Annotated in this window: 11 protein-coding genes; 10 read left to right on the forward strand and 1 reads right to left on the reverse strand. The window is 36.4% G+C overall.

The features are described 5' to 3' along the window. The 5 genes from ACR9EA_RS04865 to ribB all read left to right on the forward strand — a co-directional run bounded on the left by ACR9EA_RS04865 (position 1) and on the right by ribB (position 6,680). Positions 1 to 369 carry a diacylglycerol kinase gene (locus ACR9EA_RS04865; protein WP_435138302.1) on the forward strand — a complete coding sequence of 123 codons (369 nt, stop codon included), beginning with the start codon at positions 1 to 3 and terminating at the stop codon, positions 367 to 369. A gap of 65 nt (positions 370 to 434) precedes the next feature. Then, entirely contained in the window at positions 435 to 2,879 is a 2,445-nt protein-coding gene (locus ACR9EA_RS04870; RefSeq protein ID WP_435138304.1) for a DNA translocase FtsK 4TM domain-containing protein, read from the forward strand. A gap of 1 nt (position 2,880) precedes the next feature. Continuing rightward, positions 2,881 to 3,522 carry a LolA family protein gene (locus ACR9EA_RS04875; RefSeq protein WP_435138306.1) on the forward strand — a complete coding sequence of 214 codons (642 nt, stop codon included), beginning with the start codon at positions 2,881 to 2,883 and terminating at the stop codon, positions 3,520 to 3,522. 8 nt (positions 3,523 to 3,530) lie between these two features. Beyond that, positions 3,531 to 5,510, forward strand: a complete 1,980-nt coding sequence (locus tag ACR9EA_RS04880) for an LptF/LptG family permease (protein ID WP_435138308.1) — start codon at positions 3,531 to 3,533, stop codon at positions 5,508 to 5,510. 18 nt (positions 5,511 to 5,528) lie between these two features. After that, complete coding sequence (ribB, locus tag ACR9EA_RS04885; RefSeq protein WP_435138310.1) at positions 5,529 to 6,680, forward strand: 3,4-dihydroxy-2-butanone-4-phosphate synthase; 1,152 nt, start codon at positions 5,529 to 5,531, stop codon at positions 6,678 to 6,680. A 172-nt stretch (positions 6,681 to 6,852) separates the two neighbouring features. On the opposite strand, the gene ACR9EA_RS04890 is transcribed toward ribB, so the two are convergent. Then, entirely contained in the window at positions 6,853 to 8,058 is a 1,206-nt protein-coding gene (locus ACR9EA_RS04890) for a T9SS type A sorting domain-containing protein (protein ID WP_435138312.1), read from the reverse strand. Positions 8,059 to 8,758: 700 nt separating this feature from the next. On the opposite strand from ACR9EA_RS04890, the gene ACR9EA_RS04895 reads away from it, so the two are divergent. The 5 genes from ACR9EA_RS04895 (at position 8,759) to ACR9EA_RS04915 (ending at position 20,330) form a co-directional block, all read left to right on the forward strand. Continuing rightward, entirely contained in the window at positions 8,759 to 12,214 is a 3,456-nt protein-coding gene (locus tag ACR9EA_RS04895) for a T9SS type A sorting domain-containing protein (RefSeq protein ID WP_435138314.1), read from the forward strand. 341 nt (positions 12,215 to 12,555) lie between these two features. Further along, on the forward strand, positions 12,556 to 15,891 hold the full coding sequence (locus tag ACR9EA_RS04900) for a SusC/RagA family TonB-linked outer membrane protein (RefSeq protein WP_435138316.1): 3,336 nt from the start codon (positions 12,556 to 12,558) through the stop codon (positions 15,889 to 15,891). A gap of 20 nt (positions 15,892 to 15,911) precedes the next feature. Further along, positions 15,912 to 17,867 carry a RagB/SusD family nutrient uptake outer membrane protein gene (locus ACR9EA_RS04905; protein ID WP_435138318.1) on the forward strand — a complete coding sequence of 652 codons (1,956 nt, stop codon included), beginning with the start codon at positions 15,912 to 15,914 and terminating at the stop codon, positions 17,865 to 17,867. Between the two features lie 222 nt (positions 17,868 to 18,089). Next, positions 18,090 to 18,470, forward strand: coding sequence for a carboxypeptidase-like regulatory domain-containing protein (locus tag ACR9EA_RS04910; protein ID WP_435138320.1), 381 nt, complete (start codon positions 18,090 to 18,092; stop codon positions 18,468 to 18,470). A gap of 141 nt (positions 18,471 to 18,611) precedes the next feature. Next, the gene (locus ACR9EA_RS04915) at positions 18,612 to 20,330 is read left to right on the forward strand and encodes a pectate lyase family protein (protein WP_435138322.1); all 1,719 of its coding nucleotides are present in this window, start codon (positions 18,612 to 18,614) and stop codon (positions 20,328 to 20,330) included. Positions 20,331 to 20,357: the final 27 nt, after the last annotated feature.

Below are 20,357 nucleotides of genomic sequence, written 5' to 3' on the forward strand. Positions count from 1 at the left end.
ATGGCTAAAAAAGAATCGTTTTTAGTTAACAGAATTAAAAGTGTAGGATATGCGTTTAAAGGCGCTGTCCTACTCTTAAAAACCGAATCGAGTATAAAAATCCAGTTTGTTATTGGGTTGCTGGTAACGGCTGCTGGGTTTTATTATCAGATTTCACCAACCGAATGGATGCTGCAAATGCTCGCCATTGGTTTGGTTATGGGGGCAGAAGGCCTCAACACTGCAATAGAGGCTATTGCCGATTTTATACACCCAGACTTTCACTCTAAAATAGGCCATATTAAAGACATCTCGGCAGGAGCCGTTTTTATAGCAGCTATAGCCGCAAGCGTGGTAGGCTGTATTATTTATTTTCCGAAAGTATTTTAAATACTATTGGTCTAGGATAAACGTTAGTAATTTGTATTTTTGTTCAAATTAACAACAAGGCGTTGATGGCTAAAAAGAAAACGAAAACCAAGCAAACTAGCACACCTAAATTTAAGAAACCAAGTCTGAATTTAACCAACCAACAAAAGCTTATTTTTGGAAGCTTTTTAATGCTGTTGGGCGTGGTGTTATGTACTGCTTTTTTATCGTATTTCTTTACTGGTAAAGCCGACCAAAGTATTTTAAATGAATTTTCTGTTCGCGAAGCCGAAGCGAATAACTGGGTGAAAAAATTTGGCGCCTGGTTAAGCGATGTTTTTATATATCGCGGATTTGGTATAGCATCGTTTATTTTATCGGGACTTTGCTTTTTATCGGGTTTGTACATCATGCTGGATATTAATAAAACCAAGTTGCGCCAACGTTGGTTTTGGGGACTTTACCTCATGCTTTGGGTGTCTGTATTCTTTGGTTTTTTTGGTAAAACACATGCCGTTTTAGGAGGAACAGTGGGGTTTGAAACCAATACTTTTTTACAAGATTATATCGGCGTTTTAGGCGTTGGCTTGTTACTCTTGTTTGGTTTAATAGTGTATTTGGCTACGCGTTTTCAGTTAACGTTTCAATCGATAGCTACATTCTTTAAATCGGCTAAAAAAGGCTTGTCCGACGAAATTAAAAGTGAAAAAGAGAGCGATAGTTTTGCAGTCGATAACAATTTAACCGAAGAAGCCGAAGCCATAAAATCGGTTTACGATACCCCAAAACAATCTCCACAACCAGCCAAAGCGCCAGAACCAATTCCAGAACCAACACCGGTTGTAGAGTTTGAGCCAGTGGCAACACCAGAAAAAAAACAAGTAGAAAGTACTTTCGAGGTTGAAGCGCCGGTAGAAGAAGATATAGAGACTACGCCGCAACTCAATATAGAAGTAGAAGAAGTAGAGGAAGAACTTTCGGAAACCGATAATTTAGCCAATAAGCTGGTTGAAGATTACGGCCTGTTCGATCCTACTTTAGAGCTGGGTAAATACCAGTTTCCACCCCTGGAATTACTGAAGAAATACGATGCCGAGGGCATTACCATTAACCAGGAAGAGCTAGAAAACAATAAAAACAGAATTGTAGAAACGCTTAACAATTACAAAATTGGTATAGCGAGTATTAAAGCGACCATTGGGCCAACGGTAACACTTTACGAAATTGTACCAGAGGCAGGGGTTAGAATTTCCAAAATTAAAAACTTAGAAGACGATATCGCTTTGTCGCTTTCGGCCTTGGGTATTCGTATTATTGCGCCTATACCTGGTAAAGGAACCATTGGTATAGAGGTGCCTAATACCGATTCTACCATCGTGTCTATGCGTTCGGTAATTGCCTCGCAGAAGTTCCAGAAATCGGAAATGGAATTGCCAATTGCTTTGGGTAAAACCATTAGTAACGAAACCTTTGTCGTTGACCTTGCGAAAATGCCACACATGCTTATGGCCGGTGCAACCGGACAAGGAAAATCGGTTGGGTTAAACGCGGTACTAACGTCGTTATTATACAAAAAACATCCCGCTGAGGTGAAGTTTGTTTTGGTAGATCCTAAAAAGGTAGAATTGACTTTATTCAATAAAATAGAACGTCATTACTTAGCGAAACTGCCAGATAGCGAAGATGCCATTATTACCGATAACACCAAGGTAATTAACACGCTTAACTCGTTGTGTATAGAAATGGACAACCGTTACGAGATGCTTAAAAATGCCATGTGTCGTAATTTAAAAGAGTATAACGCTAAGTTTAAAGCACGTAAACTAAACCCTAACGACGGGCATCATTTTTTACCGTATATCGTACTGGTAGTCGATGAGTTTGCCGATTTAATTATGACGGCAGGTAAAGAGGTAGAAACCCCAATTGCACGTTTGGCACAATTAGCGCGTGCTATTGGTATTCATTTAATAATCGCCACGCAGCGTCCGTCGGTTAACGTTATTACAGGTATAATTAAAGCGAATTTCCCCGCGCGTATTGCATTTAGAGTGACTTCAAAAATAGATTCCCGTACCATTTTAGATGGCTCTGGAGCCGATCAGTTAATCGGGCGAGGGGATATGTTGTACACGCAGGGCAACGATATGATACGTATACAATGTGCCTTTGTAGATACGCCGGAAGTTGAAAAAATAACCGAATTTATAGGGTCGCAAAAAGCGTATCCAGATGCTTATTTACTGCCAGAGTATGTTGGCGAAGATGGTGGCACAAATCTTGATATCGATATTGCCGACAGAGATAAGTTGTTTAGAGAGGCCGCCGAGGTTATTGTTACCGCACAACAAGGATCGGCATCTTTATTACAACGTAAATTAAAATTAGGTTATAATCGTGCTGGTAGATTAATAGACCAGTTAGAGGCAGCAGGCATTGTTGGCCCTTTTGAAGGCAGTAAAGCCCGACAAGTGTTAGTGCCAGATTTTATAGCCCTTGAACAATTATTAGAAAATGAAAAGAACTCTTAAAATGAAAACTGTTTTTCTTGCCCTTGCACTTTGTTTTACCATTGTGGGTATGGCACAAAACGATGCAAAAGCGAAAGCCCTACTAGACGATGTGTCTCAAAAGGTAAAAGCTTACGATAATATTGCTTTAGATTTTAAATACGTGTTGCATAACGAGGCCGAAAACATTAATCAAGAAACCCGTGGTAATGTGGTTATGCAAGGCGATAAGTATGTGCTTAATATTTTAGGAATTACAAGAATTTACGACGGAAAGACCTTATACAGTATTAATCCGGAAGATGAAGAAGTAACCATCTCTAAAGAAGATCCGAACGACGAGAATAGCATTACACCAAGTAAAATGTTATCGTTTTATAACGATGGGTACACGTACAAAATGGATATCGACCAAAATGTTAAAGGTAGAAGCATTCAATATGTAAAGCTAACACCTATCGATTCTAATTCCGAAATACAGCATGTTTTATTAGGAATAGACGCCCAGACCAAGCACATTTACAACTTGATAGAAGTGGGTAAAAATGGTACCAAAACAACACTTACCGTAACGTCTTTCGAAACTAACGATACCTTATCTAAGTCTTTGTTCGATTTCGATAAAAATAAATACAAAGGATACTACATTAATACACTTAATTAGTTAGATACTTGAAAATATTAGATCGTTACATACTCACTACCTATCTAAAAACTTTTATCAGCGTGTTTGTTATTCTCATGCTGATTTTTGTATTACAAACCATTTGGCTGTTTATAAAAGAGCTAGCGGGTAAAGATCTGGATATTATAATAGTATTTAAATTCTTGTTGTATTATGCACCTAAATTAATACCCTTGGTATTGCCGCTTACCATTTTATTATCTTCAATAATGGTGTTTGGTAGTTTTGCAGAAAATTACGAATTCGCGGCCATGAAATCTACAGGTATATCTTTACAACGCGCCATGGCGGGCTTAAGTATATTTATAGTTATTCTGGGGGTGGTAACATTCTTTTTTGCTAACGATGTAATTCCGTGGGGCGAATATAACTCGTATAACCTCAGAAAAAACATAGCCAAGCTAAAACCGGCAATGGCCATTGTAGAAGGACAGTTTAACGAAGCTGGCGAAATTAATATTAAAGTCTCAAAAAAAACAGGCGATAACGATCAATATCTGCACGATGTCATCATTCATAAAAAAGCTGAAACAGGATCTGGGAATTACACCACCATTATAGCTAAAGAAGGCGAGTTGTTGAGTAACGAAAATTCCGATATATTAAAGCTAATATTGAAAGATGGCAATTATTACGACGATACGCCGCCTAAAAAGGCCGCTGAGCGCCGTCGTAGGCCATTAACTAAAAGTAGTTTTGAAACTTATACTCTAAACACCGACATATCGCAATTGGACGATGTGGATCTGGAAGAAAAAAACGTGACCGACAAATACAATATGTTAAACGTGTCCGATCTTAACTACACCATAGATTCGTTAACTGTAGAACGCGACGAAGATTATAAATCGTTTTCAAAAAATATATACAATAGGTTTGGGGTTAAGAACCTAAACGGAGGCATGAAACCTAAAACCGATACGGTGTATAGCGGTGCTATTTTAGACATGTTTACCACCTACAAAAAACTTCAAATAGTAGAGTTGGCTTTAAATAATACTTCTAGTACCAAACAGATTATAGAAACGAACGATAAATCGTTTAAAGCGAAATCGTCTTGGTTAAATAAACACGTTATAGCCCTGCACGAAAAACTGTCTTTAGGTTTTGCTTGTGTAATTTTGTTTTTTGTTGGAGCGCCATTAGGGGCTTTAATCAGAAAAGGAGGTTTGGGCTTGCCTATGGTTATTGCCATATTATTGTTTTTAACTTATCATTTTATTGGCATATTTGCTAAAAACAGTGCTAAAGACGGTAGTTTTAATCCGGTGTTGGCGTCGTGGTTTTCAACCATTATAATGTTTCCGTTGGGTGTGTTTTTAACGCGTCGTGCGACAGCCGATAAAGGTTTGTTTGAATTCGATCATATTATGGAGCCATTAAAGAAGTTGTTGCCATTTAAGAATAAAGATAAAGACGAAAACGGCCTAAGTTTCGATTTTAATGATTTCGGACGCTATAAGGAAGATAAATTATTAGAACTTGTAAAAGACCCTACGGTGTATAATTATCATCCAACAGGTAAAATTGAAGCGTTAAAAACCTTAGAAAACCGTAACCTGAGTTTAGATGCCATTCGAGACAAAGGCATACAAATAGACCCTGCTTTAGATGTGGCCAAACGCTACGTAAAGCAGTTTACGATATATGCTAAAATAGCTTTAGTAACTTATGGTTTAGGGGTGGTGTTATTAATACTTCATTTTGTATTTAAAAATAATAAATTGCCAGAAATGGCAGATGTCGCTATAAAAGTAAGCCTAGTTAGTTTTGCTATTTTTGTAGCGTTTTACATTGCGCAGCATTTGCGTTTAAAGGCATTTTACCAACAGTTTAAACAGAAAAATAAAGCTAGTCATATTATCTTTATTATTGTAGGTGTTGTGTTGTATCCTATTTTCTATGTGGTTTTTAAGCATAAAACGAAAGACGACTTAAGTAAAAATGCCGTTCAACTTTTAAAGTAAAAGCAATATCTTTGCACCATGATAACAGATTCTAAAGACACACAAACTATTAAGTTAGATAGTATAAAAGAAGCCATAGACGATATTAGAAATGGCAAGGTGATAATTGTTGTAGACGACGAAGATCGCGAAAACGAAGGCGATTTTGTAGCTGCGGCAAGCAAGGTAACTCCAGAAATGGTAAACTTTATGGCCACACATGGTCGAGGGTTAATTTGTGCCCCTTTAACAGAGTCTAGATGTAAGGCTTTAGATTTAAATATGATGGTTAGTAACAATACCGACCATATGGAAACGGCATTTACTGTTTCTGTAGATTTACGCGGTAAAGGTGTGTCTACAGGGATTTCGGCTGCTGATAGAGCTAAAACCGTAAAAGCATTGGTGGATCCAGAAACCAAAGGTTTTGAATTGGCGAGACCCGGACATATTTTTCCTTTAGTGGCTAAAGATGGTGGCGTTTTAAGACGTACAGGGCACACCGAAGCGGCTATAGATTTTGCCCGATTGGCAGGTTTGCCACCAGCAGGAATTATTGTTGAAATAATGAATGAAGATGGTAGTATGGCGCGTTTGCCCCAGCTGATAGATGTGGCTAAAAAATTCGATTTAAAAGTCGTGTCTATCGAAGATTTAGTGGCTTACCGCATGCAACACGATTCTTTGATTGAGAAAAAAGAAGATTTCGATATCGAAACACGATTTGGTAGTTTTAGACTTCGAGCTTATAAGCAAACCACCAATAACCAAATACATTTAGCTTTAACCAAAGGCGAGTGGAGTGCAGACGAGCCTGTGTTAACACGTGTAAATTCTACTTTAGTAAATAACGACATCTTGGGAACCTTAACCAATAACGCCGATGCTAAATTAGATAATATGTTTAAGGTGATAAATGAAGAGGGTCGAGGCGCAATTTTATTTATTAATCAGGAGCCTAAGGCAATCAATTTACTTAACCGTTTATCGGTTTTAAAAGAGCAGCAGCAACCAGGAGAAGTCGTTAAAGCACCAAGCGTGGTTATGGATGCTAAAGATTTTGGTATAGGCGCACAGATATTACACGATATCTCCATTCATAAATTAAAACTGTTATCTAATAGCTCACATACCAAACGCGTTGGAATGATAGGATACGGTTTGGAAATTACCGATTACGTAACGTATTAATACAATACTTTAGGGTTTAACCCTGACGGTTGCAATACATATATTTTAAAAAGCTTAGCTTAGTGCTAGGCTTTTTTTATGTTTTGGTGTGAGTTAATAATTAAAAAAGATAGAATAAAAAAAAGCGTCTAAAATAGTTTAGACGCTTTGTGAAATTATGGATTGTAAATGATTACTGTACTAATAATTTTTTAGATTTAAGACCATCAGCCGTTTTAATGGTTGTTAACCATAATCCTGGTTTAAAGTCAAAATTCATATCCTCATTAGTTTCAATAGTTTTAACTAAAGCTCCAGTAATGCTATAAATGTTAACCGTAGTTTTAGCAGTTACATTAGAAATGTAAACTCTATCGCCTATAGCTTGAACATCGGTAGATGTTTGTTTATTTACTTCTTTTGTACTAAGCGTTTTGCTGTATTCGCCATTAATGTAAATGTTGGTCTCTAAACCACTACCTAAATCAGCGTCAACCTGTCCTAAGTAAATTCTATACACGCGTATTGTACCACCTCTGTTGGCTATTCGGTATGTACCAGCTGGTCCAGCTTGAAATTGCATAACTCTTACAGCTTCATCTCCAGTATCGTCTCCATCTATAGGGCCATTAGGATTTCCTGTGCCAGCGCCCCAATCAGTAATATCTACAGTTGTACCTGTACCACCAAAAGTTTCGAATTTAAAATATCCAGTGCTAAAGCCTAAGGTACCATCGCCTTCAATATCGGTGTATTGTCCAGACCCTACTACAGTAACCCACTGTCCAGCTTGTAAATCAATTAGAAAGCCACGTCCACCATTTCTGTCCCATCTTTTTTCTCCTGGGGTTGTGTATTGTAGGCAACCTGGATATAATGCAGGATCCATATCATCTGGCATCTCATCACGCTCATCGAATCGCGTTATATTTTTATTTACTGTTAAAATTCTATCGCTATTACTGTCTCGTTGAAAAACCAAGTTGGTTGCACCATCTAAATCTGGAAGCTCTTGTGGTTTAGTGTATAAGCTTTCTCCACTTAATAAAGTACCTCCTGGAGGGGTAGGTGAAGAGCCTTTAGAAGTCACTTGAAAACGAGCGTTACCAGTATAGTCGGCATAATTCGGATTGTAGGTGCTAAAATATAGTGACTGAGCACTTTGGCCGCTTTCATTTTCGAAACCTTCATTAGGGAAATGTTCAATACCTTCATTGTCTGTATATTGTACTTGACGGTTGTAATTTGCAAAGGCGTTAAGGTAGTTTGATGGCATTACGTTTTCATATCCAGCACCAAGTTCCTTGGCACCAAAGTCCCAATATTTGATATCCTGTGCGTGTAAAGCTCCTCCAATAGGAAATACTGAAAGCGCTAATAATAGTAGTTTTTTTGTCATCTTGATAGTTTTAAGTTAAAAAAAAGTGTTTTAGTTTGAATTACTTATAATATACTAAAAATATAGTGCAAATTATAGTTTTTTTAAAAATAAGTGAGTTGATTTTGTTCGATGGTCAATTTCGTAATTTATAATAAAACTATGGTTTAGTCACTTATATGATAATTATTTATTTCTTTTTTTGAGCTTATGCTAAATACAGTTTTTCGCTATACAAAGCTAAGTTTAAGCCGCTTCACTGTACAATCATATTTCATTTTTTTAATTCATTGGTCTCAGTCGTTAGTTGAAACTATGCGTTTTTAGTGCAAGACTTCCAGTTTCTATAAATATTTTTGCGCCACGAATGCACGAATATTTGACATAGTTTTTATAAAAAGAATATTAGTGTATTTGTGGCTAAGATAAATACAAATAATCGGACTTTCAGTAAACCTATAGACTTCCTATCCATAGTGGTTTAGTTCTTCTTTAATTATGAATAGGATTGAATTTTTTGTCATGCAGCTTGAATTCAAAATATCATTATTACACAATAAATAGTATTTTTTTATGATAATGGTGTAGTTTATAAAATTGACCATTGTTCAATAATGTTGCTAAATTATTATTAATTTCTAAAATTGCATGCTATATTATTAAACATCATTTAATTTGATGTGCTAATAATGACGTAGTATTAACTAAACCAAAATTAATTATGAAGAAAAAAACTACCATTTTTTTAATGCTCTTTATAGCATTAATTTCATTTCAAATACACGCGCAAGAGAAACAGGTGCTGTATTTAACCAATTCGAATGCAACAGATGAAGAAGGTGCGGCATCTGTGCCAGGAGACGATGCCATTACCAGAATGCTTAATGCAGACGATAATTTTGTGGTAACAGCAGGAACTATAGATGGAGTTGGAGCTATCACTCCATCTGACTTATCTAGTTATGATTTAATAATTGTTCAGGAGAATGTAGGTTCTGGGAATGCAGCTTTTAAGCCAGAGGACGGTCCGCTAGCATTAAAGAATATAACAGTGCCAGTAATTTATTGTAAATCTGAAGCGTTTAGAGACGGACGAGCAATAACCGACGCCGATGCAGGTATTGCATCTAATAAAAGTAGTCTTTCTGTAACTGTTGCATCAGAGCATCAATCAAACCCATTATTTAGTGGTATCGATTTTTCTGGTGGGAACGATGTAAGATTGTTTTTTAACACAGCAAACGACAATGGAACGGCAGGCGATAATAAAACAGGTCTAAAAGTACTTAATAAGCTGGATATTTCTAATGCGGCTGGAGGTACTTTAGCGACCACGCCAGAGGTGGAAGATGCTGCGTCGTCTATTGTAATAAACCATATACCAGCAGGTACACAGTTAGGAGAGTCGGCTGGAGATGCTGCTAGTGTAGATATTGTTGCTTTAGCATTTGGCTACGGTCCGCAAGTAAGAGCGGACGGTGTAAATATTACTTCTGAAGCTTTAACTATTTGGAGAAATGCAGCCTATGTTTTAACAGGGTTAGATGTGCCAACCACACTTTACGAAAACACTCAAGAGTTATCTATGGTATTGTATTTAAATAATGCCAATACAAATGATGAGGGAGGTGCAGCGTCTGTACCAGGAGATGATGCCATTACAAGAATGCTTAATGCAGATGATAACTTTTCGGTTACAGCAGGAACTATTGATGGAAGTGGGGTTATAAGCCCATCAGATTTATCGTCTTACGATCTTATAATTGTACAGGAGAGTGTATCTTCGGGGAATTCTGTTTTTATTCCAGATGCTGGTGCTTTAGCATTAAAGAACTTAACAGTGCCAGTAATTTATTGTAAATCTGAAGCGTTTAGAAATGCCAAAGCAGTAACCGATGCCGATGCAGGTATTGCATCCAATAAAAGTAGTGTATCTGTTACCGTTCCAGCAGAGCATCAGTCGAATCCATTATTCAGTGGTATCGATTTTACTGCAGGAGATGATGTGCGTTTATTTTTAAGTACAGCCAATGATAATGGAACTGCGGCGGATAATAAAACAGGTTTAAAGGTACTTAATAAACTAGATATTTCTAATGCAGCTGGTGGTACCTTGGCGACTACACCAGAGGTAGAAGATGCTGCTTCATCTATAGTTATAAACCACATACCGGCAGGAACTCAGTTAGGGGAAGTTGCTGGAGATGCTGCTAGTGTAGATATTGTAGCCTTGGCTTTTGGTTACGGCCCTCAAGTTAGAGCTGATGGTAAAAACATTACTTCTGAGGCTTTAACTATCTGGAGAAATGCGGCGTATGTTTTAACTGGAAAAACAGTACCTACAACATTATACGATAATGGTGAGATTGCTAAGAAAATTTTATATGTAAATCAAGAAGGCGTAGGTCAAGGAGAAGGTGCATCTGCACCTGGATCAGATCCGGTTATTAAAATGTTTAAAGCCGATGATAATTTTTATGTAGAATATGTTGAAACTCCAAAAGATGGTTCTAATTTACCAGATATTAATGGATACCAATTGGTTATTGTTCAAGAAACATTATCTTCGGATGCGCCAATGCTTCAACCAGATGGTGTTTTAGGTATAAAAAATACTACAGTGCCAGTAATTTACAATAAAACTTGGGCGTTTAGAAACGGCAGAGCTATAACCGATGCCGATGCTAGTGTTACAGCAACCCAAAATGTATCTGTTACAGCTGCAAATACGAATCACTTTTTATTTAGTGGTATAGATTTTACAGAAGGTAATGATATTAGAATATTTAAGAAAGCCAATGCCAACGACGATGGTAGTGTAGGAGGTAATAAAGGAATAGATGTATTAAACGACATAGACCTTTCTAGTCCTGGAGCAGCATCTGCAGCTACTGTTCCTGAGGTAACTGATGCAACCAAAGCATTTGTAATAAACTATTTGCCATCAGGAACTCAAATCGGTGAAGCAGAAACGGATGTGTTAAACGTTGATGCTGTGGCTTTATCGTTTAGTTATGGAGCTATGGTGTTAGGAGATGGTGAAAATATTTCTCCACAAGCATTAACTATTTGGAGAAATGCAGCTTATGCTTTGATATATGGTATAGCTGAAGTACCAACTACTTTAGTTGAAAATCCAGACTTTGTTTTACCTAGAAAAATACTTTATGTAAATCAAGAAGGTGTAGGTCAAGGTGAAGGAGCATCTGCTCCAGGTGCAGATCCTGTAATAAACATGCTTTATGCCGATGCTAATTTTGAAGTTACTTATATAGAAACACCAGCAGATGGTTCTACTCTTCCTGAAATTTCAGATTACGATTTAGTAATAGCTCAAGAAACAATCAGTTCTGGTGCAGCTATGCTTATGCCTGGTGGAGCATTAGGTGTTAAAGATATCACAACGCCAGTAATATACAATAAAACTTGGGCGTTTAGAGACGGTAGAGCCGTAACCGATGCCGATGCAAGTGTAACAGCTACACAAAATGTATCTATTACAGCGGTAAATAGCAATCACTTTTTATTTAGTGGAATAGATTTTACTGAGAGCGACGACATAAGAATTTTTAAAGAAGCTAATGCTAACGATGATGGTAGCGTTGGAGGAACCAAAGGTATAGATGTATTAAATGGTTTAGATATCAATAATGCTATAGGAGCTACAGCAGCTACTGTACCAGAAGTTTTAGATGCCTCTCAAGCTATAGTAGTTAATTATATTCCTGCAGGAACACAATTAGGAGAAGCAGAAACAGATGTTTTAGGTGCAGATGCCGTAGCACTATCATTTAGTTATGGAGCTACTATTTTAGGAGATGGTGCGAATGTTAGTCCACAAGCATTAACCATTTGGAGAAATGCAGTTTATGCCTTAACATTTGGAATAGCAGATGTGCCAGATACGCTTGTTGAAAATCCTAAATTTACTTTAAGTATAGATAAACCGGGCGAAGTTTCAGATGTGTCATCTCATGTAAGAGCAATTAAAAATAAAGTATACGTTTCTAATGTTAAGATGGCTACAGAAGTTAATATTTATAGCATTACAGGAGCTTTAGTTAAAACAGTTAAAACCAATAATGATATGGATTTTGAGTTCAGATCTGGTTTATATATTGCTACTGTAAAAACTTTAGAGGGAACAAAATCTGTTAAGTTTATTGTGTCTCATTAATTTGAGCTAAAAGAAATAAAGTTTTTTTATTCACTAATAAGGCATGTGTTATATGGTAACACATGCCTTATTTATTTTGTACATATTTAAATTTAAAATGGATATGGAATTGATAACGATTTGATATTGTAAAATTTAGGTTGAAAACCGAAATGCGTTAACATGAAAAGTAGGAAGTTATCTTGTTTATTGTTAATTTTTCTTTGCTTTTTAATGAATTTAATTAAATAATTTTAATTTTATAAAATTGGTCATAGTTCAAAAATAACAGTTAATTATTATTAATTTAACAATATTGCCTGCCTATATTCCAATTTATAAAAAAACTAAACTAAACTAATATGAAAAACTTAATAGGCAATCCGCTTGCCATATTGCTTTTTTTGTTAATAACATTTTCGGGGTTTGCCCAAAACTCTACTGACAGAAAGGAAATTACTGGATCTGTTTTAGATAATAATGGAATGCCTGTCTTGGGTGTTAATATTGTCGAGAAAGGTGTAAGCAATGGAGTAGTAACGGATTTTGATGGAAATTATAGTATAACAGTAAAATCTGATGCAATACTTGTATTTTCTTATGTAGGACTAAAGACAGTCGAGCATTCGGTAGAGGGGAAGTCTAGAATAGATGTTACCCTGCAAGAAGATACAGAATCCTTAAACGAAGTTGTTGTTGTAGGATATGGCTCCCAAAAGCGGGAAGCCATAACAGGAGCTGTGGAATCAATTAAAGGAGAAGAGATAGAAGATCTTCCTGTAGGCGATTTATCGTCGGCTTTAGTTGGACGTGTATTGGGTGTAGGTGTAACAGGTGGAGAATCTAGACCAGGAGTTCCTGCACGAATTACAATACGTAACCCTGTTTCGGGTAATAATATTAGAGCAAAAGATGCTAATTTTACCGATCCGTTATATGTTATAGACGGTATAGTGCAATTAGATCCTAATACAGGGTATAGCGATCCTACGTTGTTTAATAATTTAGATGCTTCCGAGGTTGAAAGCATTTCCTTCTTAAAAGATGCTTCGGCTGCCATTTATGGCTCAAGAGCTTCCCAGGGGGTTGTTTTGGTAACAACCAAGCGCGGAAAAAAAGGGCCAGCTAAGTTTTCTTATAGCGGTAATTTTTCTATTTCAGATGAGGCGTATAGAACAGAAATGTTAAATGCCTACGAATACGGGAAGTCATTCAACATCATGAACAGTGTTAATCCAGAACAAAATATTGGAAATAATTACGACCCTTCCAATTCGACTCCCGATAATCGCTATTTCTTTTCACCAGCAGAGTTAGAACATTTTAGAACGATTAATTATAATGCCCTAGACCAATATTGGTCCTCTTCAGGTAGTCAGAGACATAATCTAAATTTATCTGGAGGTACCGATGATGCTACATATTTTGGTGGTGTGTCATTTTTTACACAGGATGGTAATTTAGGAACTCTAGACTATGATAGATGGTCTTTTAGAGCCGGATCTAATGTGAAAGTAGCAAAAGGTTTGAAGGCCGATTTTCAAGTGTCTGGTTATTTTACAGATGTTACCAGAACGTCCAGTTCTATCGGTAATCAAAATCCAGAAGATGATTTCAGACAATTACAAAATAGAACACCATTTATGCCTATGTATGTAGATGGCTTACCTGCCGTATTAAATGGTTCGGAGTCTAGTGATGAAATTATAGGATTTCATTATGGAGAATTACTTAGGTTGAATAACGTGTCTGATAATGCTGATAGTAATGTAACTGTTAATATAAATTTAGAGTACGAGGTTCCTTTTATAGAAGGTTTAAAGTTGAAGGCTAATTATGCACGACAAGAAACCAGTGGTAGAGGTAACCAAACGGGTAGTATCTATACGCTTAATCAGTTTTTTGGAGCAGATCAATTAACCACAGAAGGTCAAACTTATATAGTTTATGAAAACGGTTCTGGACCTTTAGGTACAAATACAATTAGACGCCAGGTTGAAGTAGTAAATAACGACAGGATATTAATTGATAATAGTAGAAGTGGTACCGATCAATCGCGGTTTCAAGCCACTTACGATAATAGCTTTGGGAAAAGTACAATTTCAGCATTATTTGCTGTAGAAAAATCAGAAAGGTTTTTCTATACCGATCGTATTATCGCTAATGGTGTTCCAGATTGGGCAGATGGTATGATATGGCAAACAATTGATGGAGTAGATACAGAATACACTTACAATAGAAGAAGTGAATCTGGAGATTTGGGATATATTGGTAGAATTAATTATGATTATGATGACACCTATTTTGCCGAACTTTTGTTCAGATCCGATGCTTCTGCAAAGTTTGCACCAGAAAATTATTGGGGTAATTTTATTTCTGTTTCAGGAGGATGGATTATTTCCAATGAAGATTTCTTTGAATCGAATGTAATCGATTTCTTAAAGTTTAGAGGGTCTGTTGGTGTTGTTGGTAAAGATGATATTAAACCGTGGCAATGGCGACAAAATTTTGATGCTCGACCAGGCGAAGGTGCTGTTTTTGGTGGTAACGAATCGGCATCTGATGGTTTAAAAGATAGTGGGCAAGCCAATAGAGATGTTAAATGGGGACAAGAGTTAAAAACAAACTTTGGATTTGAATCTCGATTTTTAGATAGTAGATTGGCTGTTTCTGCAGAAACGTTTTATAATTATGGAACAGATTTATTAGTTAATTTAAATTCCGGAGTTCCTTTTACTGTGGGAGGGGCAACAGCTGCGTCAAACGCAGGAAGAGCCAATACTTGGGGAACAGAAATTTCAATTGGTTGGAACGATACAGTAGGTAGAGACTTTACTTATGGCGTTAACTTTAATATGGGATGGTATAATAATGATATCATTGAAGGAAATTTTGCTAATCCAGATAACTGGTATCCTTGGCAAACTAACCAGCCAGGTCCTTCAGATAGAGGTGCTTGGGGTTACGATTACATGGGCATGTTTAAAAATCAAGCCGATATTGATAATTATTTAGCAGAAACAGGTGTAACTAAAATTTTTGATATAGATGCAAAAAACCTTCAGCCAGGAATGTTATATTACAGAGATGTTAGAGGGGCTTGGGATCCAGAAACAAGAACATTTGCAGAAAAAGATGGTGTTATCGATGAATTCGATCAAATTCAGTTAAAAGAAAGAGCGAAAGGGCCGCAGGGCTTCGCATCAACATTTAGATTTGGCTATAAAGGCCTTACTTTAAATACGGTTTTAACTGTTAATTGGGGTGGTTATCGCGAAGTAGGCAATGCTAAAGATCCATATGATTCTTATGCTATTAGTGGTAACTATCAAAACAGACCAAAATTCTGGTCAGATATGTATCACCCAGAATTAAATCCAAATGGAACCATTCCTAACCTTTCAAGCTCTATTAATGAAAGTGTGGGACAAAGTCAAGGTGGGATAAATACTGTAAGTTCTAAGTTTTGGCAGGTTAGTAGTTTTAGTTTGGTAATGAGAAATATTAACTTAAGTTATGCTTTTCCTAAAGATTTAACTGAAAGAGTAGGGTTAAGTAGTTTTAGACTTAATTTTGTGGCCATGAATCCATTTATTCTATTTAATCCATATAAAGATTTTGGGCTAACTCCATATGGGTCGTATAACAATTATCCAACACTTCGAACTTTTTCTTTAGGTTTAAATATTGGTTTTTAAAAAAATAAAAAACAGACAGCATGAAAAATATAAAATTATATCATCTTTTTACTTTATTTGTTACGTTCTTTCTTAGCAATTGTAGTACAGATTTTATAGAAGAAAAGAAGGATTATTCTAGTGTTAATGTAGGCATTTTTGAAGACGAAGAGCTAGCGACACGCTATCTAGACTATTTGTACTACTTAATGTTGCCAGATAATGATCCTAATATGGCTATGTGGTCAAGAGCCGCTGTAGAACATTCAGGTGCCGATTTATTTGCTAAAGCATCTGATGAATTGGGAGGACAAGTTGATATAAATAGAGAGTATCCAGATATTTCGCCAACAAACAACCATTGTTTAAGATCTTTAGGGCAGACCATTCAATCCAGTGCACAAAACAATGCCTGGACAAGGATAAGGTATTGCAATTTTTATTTAGGTAATATAGACGAATATACGGGACTTGATGAAGATTTTAAAAATCAAATTAAGGGTCAGTTTCATTTTTGGCGCGCGTGGCAATATTTTGAGCTAGTAAGATTGTACGGGGGAGTACCTTTGGTGTTAGAGGCTCAGCCTGCTAATATAAACGATACAGATGTGCAAACACCTAGAAGTACTTCTGCAGAAGTAATAGAACAAATCGTTGCCGATTTAGATATGGCTCAGAGCTTACTACACGAGGCAAGACCATACGAACCTAATGAAATTGGCAGAATAACAGTTGAAGCTGCTGCAGCTTTAAAAGGAAGAGTGTTATTAACTTGGGCAAGTCCGTTGTTTAATAGAAATGATGATAGAGGAAGATGGCAACGTGCTTACGATGCCAATTTAGAAGCATATAATATATGTTTGGATGCAGGAAAAGGCTTAGACCCAGACTGGAAAAATATGTGGTTTAAAGATAATGGTATGGAATCTATCTTTGGTTTCGGATTTAATAATTTTGCCGATAATGATTCTGGTTTTCAAAGAAATAATTACACAGAATATCAATCCCGTTCAGAAGATCAAGGCGGTAATGGCGGTATATCACCAACAAAAAATATTGTAGATGCTTTTCCAATGGCAGATGGTAGTGCATATGATGTGAGTAGCGATTTAAATGAATTCTATAAGAATAGAGATCCTCGTTTTTATCATACATTTGCTTATAATGGTTCTATTTGGTCATTTTCTGAAGATAGAGATTATCGAAATTGGACTTATTTTTGGTATCCACAAGCAGTAGGACCAGACGAACCTAAGATTGCTACCAATACATTTCAAAATGGTTCAGGAATATATTTAAGAAAATTCACAAACGATAACTCTAGTGAAACTGCTAATTTTCAAAATAACGGAGCCGATTATATGGAAATTCGTTTCGCAGAAGTGGTGTTAAATTTAGCCGAATCGGCTATTGGTGTTGATAAATTGGCCGAAGGCATGGGCTATATAGAAGATATTAGACAGCGTGCTGGAGTACAGAATTTAGATGGTCATTACGGTTTAGGAAACGTAAGTTCTAGAGACCAACACTTTGCAGCTGTTATTAATGAAAGGAAAGTTGAGTTTGCTTACGAAAATAAACGTTTTCACGATTTAAGACGTTGGATGTTATTTAATGATAATACAGGAACCTGTACTAGATTAAACCAAAAACCAATAGATGGTTCTAGAAGACAGGGGTATTATACATTTGCAAAATCAAACCCTGAATCATTTTATATAGGCATTCCAGATCCTTTTAAAGGAGAGAATGCACCTATAATTAATAGAGATGCAACAACTTACCCAGATGGTATAACCACCTACGAAGAGTATGTAGATTATTTATACGATAACCATTTTGAAGTTCAGGTTCGAGATGATGTAGATCCTGTTAATTTTACTTTTAAATGGTATGATGAGTATTATTTCTTTGGAATATATCAAAATTTATTAGACTCGGCCCCGTATTTGGAGCAAACAACAGGATGGGGAGGATCATTCAATCCTTTAAATTAATTTAATAAATAGCAACTTTAATAAAAGGCCTGTATTTATAAATCAATACAGGCTTTTTGTTTCGTGAATTACCAAAGTTATTTAGATAAATGAGTCTTGAGTTTAACAAAAATTGCAGTATAGTACAGGATAGTCGCATTGTATAATCTCTATATATTTGAGAACCGTAATCGATTGCATAAATCAATTTTGTAATCCTTTAACTAATTAATTACATTAATTATGAAACACATTTTAAAAACATACCTAGTTGTTTTTTTTATAGGTATTTGGAGTAATTCTATACTGGGTCAGTCTCCTATAGTAATTGCTGGTATTGTGGTCAATGAAAAAGGAGAGAAACTTGTAGGGGTTAACGTGGTGGAAGAAGGCGTTTCTAATGGCGTTGTAACGAATGGCAAGGGAGAGTTTGTAATTAAGATGCTTAATTTAGGAAAATTAAGATTTTCTAATGTGGGAATGGTTCCACAAGTCATCGATATTAAAAATGAAAGTAAGCTTAAAGTGATATTGATGGATAAGGATGACATTGAAAGTGATGTTATCGTTATAGATTATCCGGAGAAAAGCAAATCAAAAGAGAAGCCTTCCCTAGGAACTTAAAAAATAAAGAAAAACTTTCTCAGTCTTTTTTCAAGCCATAAAAGTCGGGCGCCTCAAGACATTTGCTTTAATTTAAAAAACGCTTTATTAAAAATGAAAATGACATTTCATTTTACACATAAAATAGATCAAAAAAATATTATGAAAACAAAAAGATTTCTTCTAATAGGTATACTTTTAGGTATGAGCAATGTCTACGCACAATACCCAAAATTAACTAAGGAAGACAAAGCTAAAGAAGAAGCTATTAAAGCCGAAGCCTATAAGCATTCTGATGAAGCTTGGGAAAAGGCTAAAATTATAGTCCAAAAAGAAGCCAGAGAAGGAAAACCATACATTCCCTGGGCAGGGCGTCCAACCGATTTGCCACAGGCAGATATTCCTGCGTTTCCAGGAGCCGAAGGCGGCGGAATGTATACCTATGGTGGTCGTGGCGGTGAAGTTTATACCGTAACCAGTCTTGCCGATGATGGCCCTGGATCTTTACGTGAAGCTTGCGAAAAAGGCGGTGCCAGAACTATAGTATTCAACGTGGCAGGTATTATTACTCTTAAAACGCCATTAATTATTCGTGCACCTTACATTACCATTGCGGGGCAAACAGCTCCTGGCGATGGCGTTTGTGTGGCAGGCGAGACTGTTTGGATCGATACACACGATGTCATTATCCGTCATATGCGTTTTCGCAGAGGCGAAACCTTTGTAGGTCGTCGCGACGATGCTATTGGAGGAAATCCTGTAGGGAATATTATGTTAGACCACATTTCTGCAACTTGGGGATTAGACGAAAATATGTCTATCTACAGACACATGTACAGTCCAGGAGCCGATTATAAAGATGAAAAAAAACCAACCGTAAACATTACTATTCAAAATAGTTTATTTGGTGAAGCTTTAGATACCTATAACCATGCTTTTGGTAGTACTTTAGGTGGAGAAAATTGTTCGTTTATGCGAAATATGTGGGCGAATAATGCCGGGAGAAACCCTTCAATCGGGTGGAACGGTATTTTCAATTTTGTGAACAATGTCATGTTTAACTGGGTACACCGTTCTATAGATGGTGGCGATTATACTGCTAAATACAACATCATTAACAACTATTACAAACCAGGGCCATTAACACCACTCGATCAACCAGTAAGTTATAGAATTTTAAAACCAGAAGCGGGTAGAAGTAAATTAGATACTATGGTTTACGGTCGTGCTTATGTTAAAGGAAATATTGTAGAAAATAATTCAAAAATCACTAAAGATAACTGGGCTGGTGGCGTTCAGATTGAAGGTAAAGATGGTGAATTGTTAGATTTTGAAGGCGCAAAACCATATTTTGATTATATGAATGCAAGCACTCCTTTTCCAATGCCTTGGATTCGCGAAATTATGGATGCCGATGAAGCATTCGATTATGTAACCGAACATGTTGGTGCTACACTTCCTATTCGCGATGTTGTAGACCAGCGTATTGTTAGAACGGTAAAAACAGGAAAACCAGAATATGTAAAGGGGCTAGATCCAGACTCGTTTTATCAGTTCGAGCACCGTCGTTTGGCCAAAGATTCTTATAAACATGGCATTATAACAGATATCGCTCAAGTTGGTGGTTATCCAGAATATAAAGGAACTCCATATGTTGATTCAGATAAAGATGGAATGCCAGATGCTTGGGAAAAGAAATATGGTTTAAACCCTAATGACTATTCCGATTGTAAAGTAGATAACAATAACGATGGCTATACTAATATAGAATCGTATATTAATGGCATCAATCCGAAGAAAAAAGTAGATTGGAAAAATCTAGAGCATAACCAAGACACTTTAGATGAATTAAAAGACGGCTTGGCAGCGTATAAAAAATAATATAAATACATTAAAATTCCTGCTTGT

It is taken from the genome of Formosa sp. A9, from assembly GCF_051200825.1.
GTDB lineage: Bacteria > Bacteroidota > Bacteroidia > Flavobacteriales > Flavobacteriaceae > Formosa.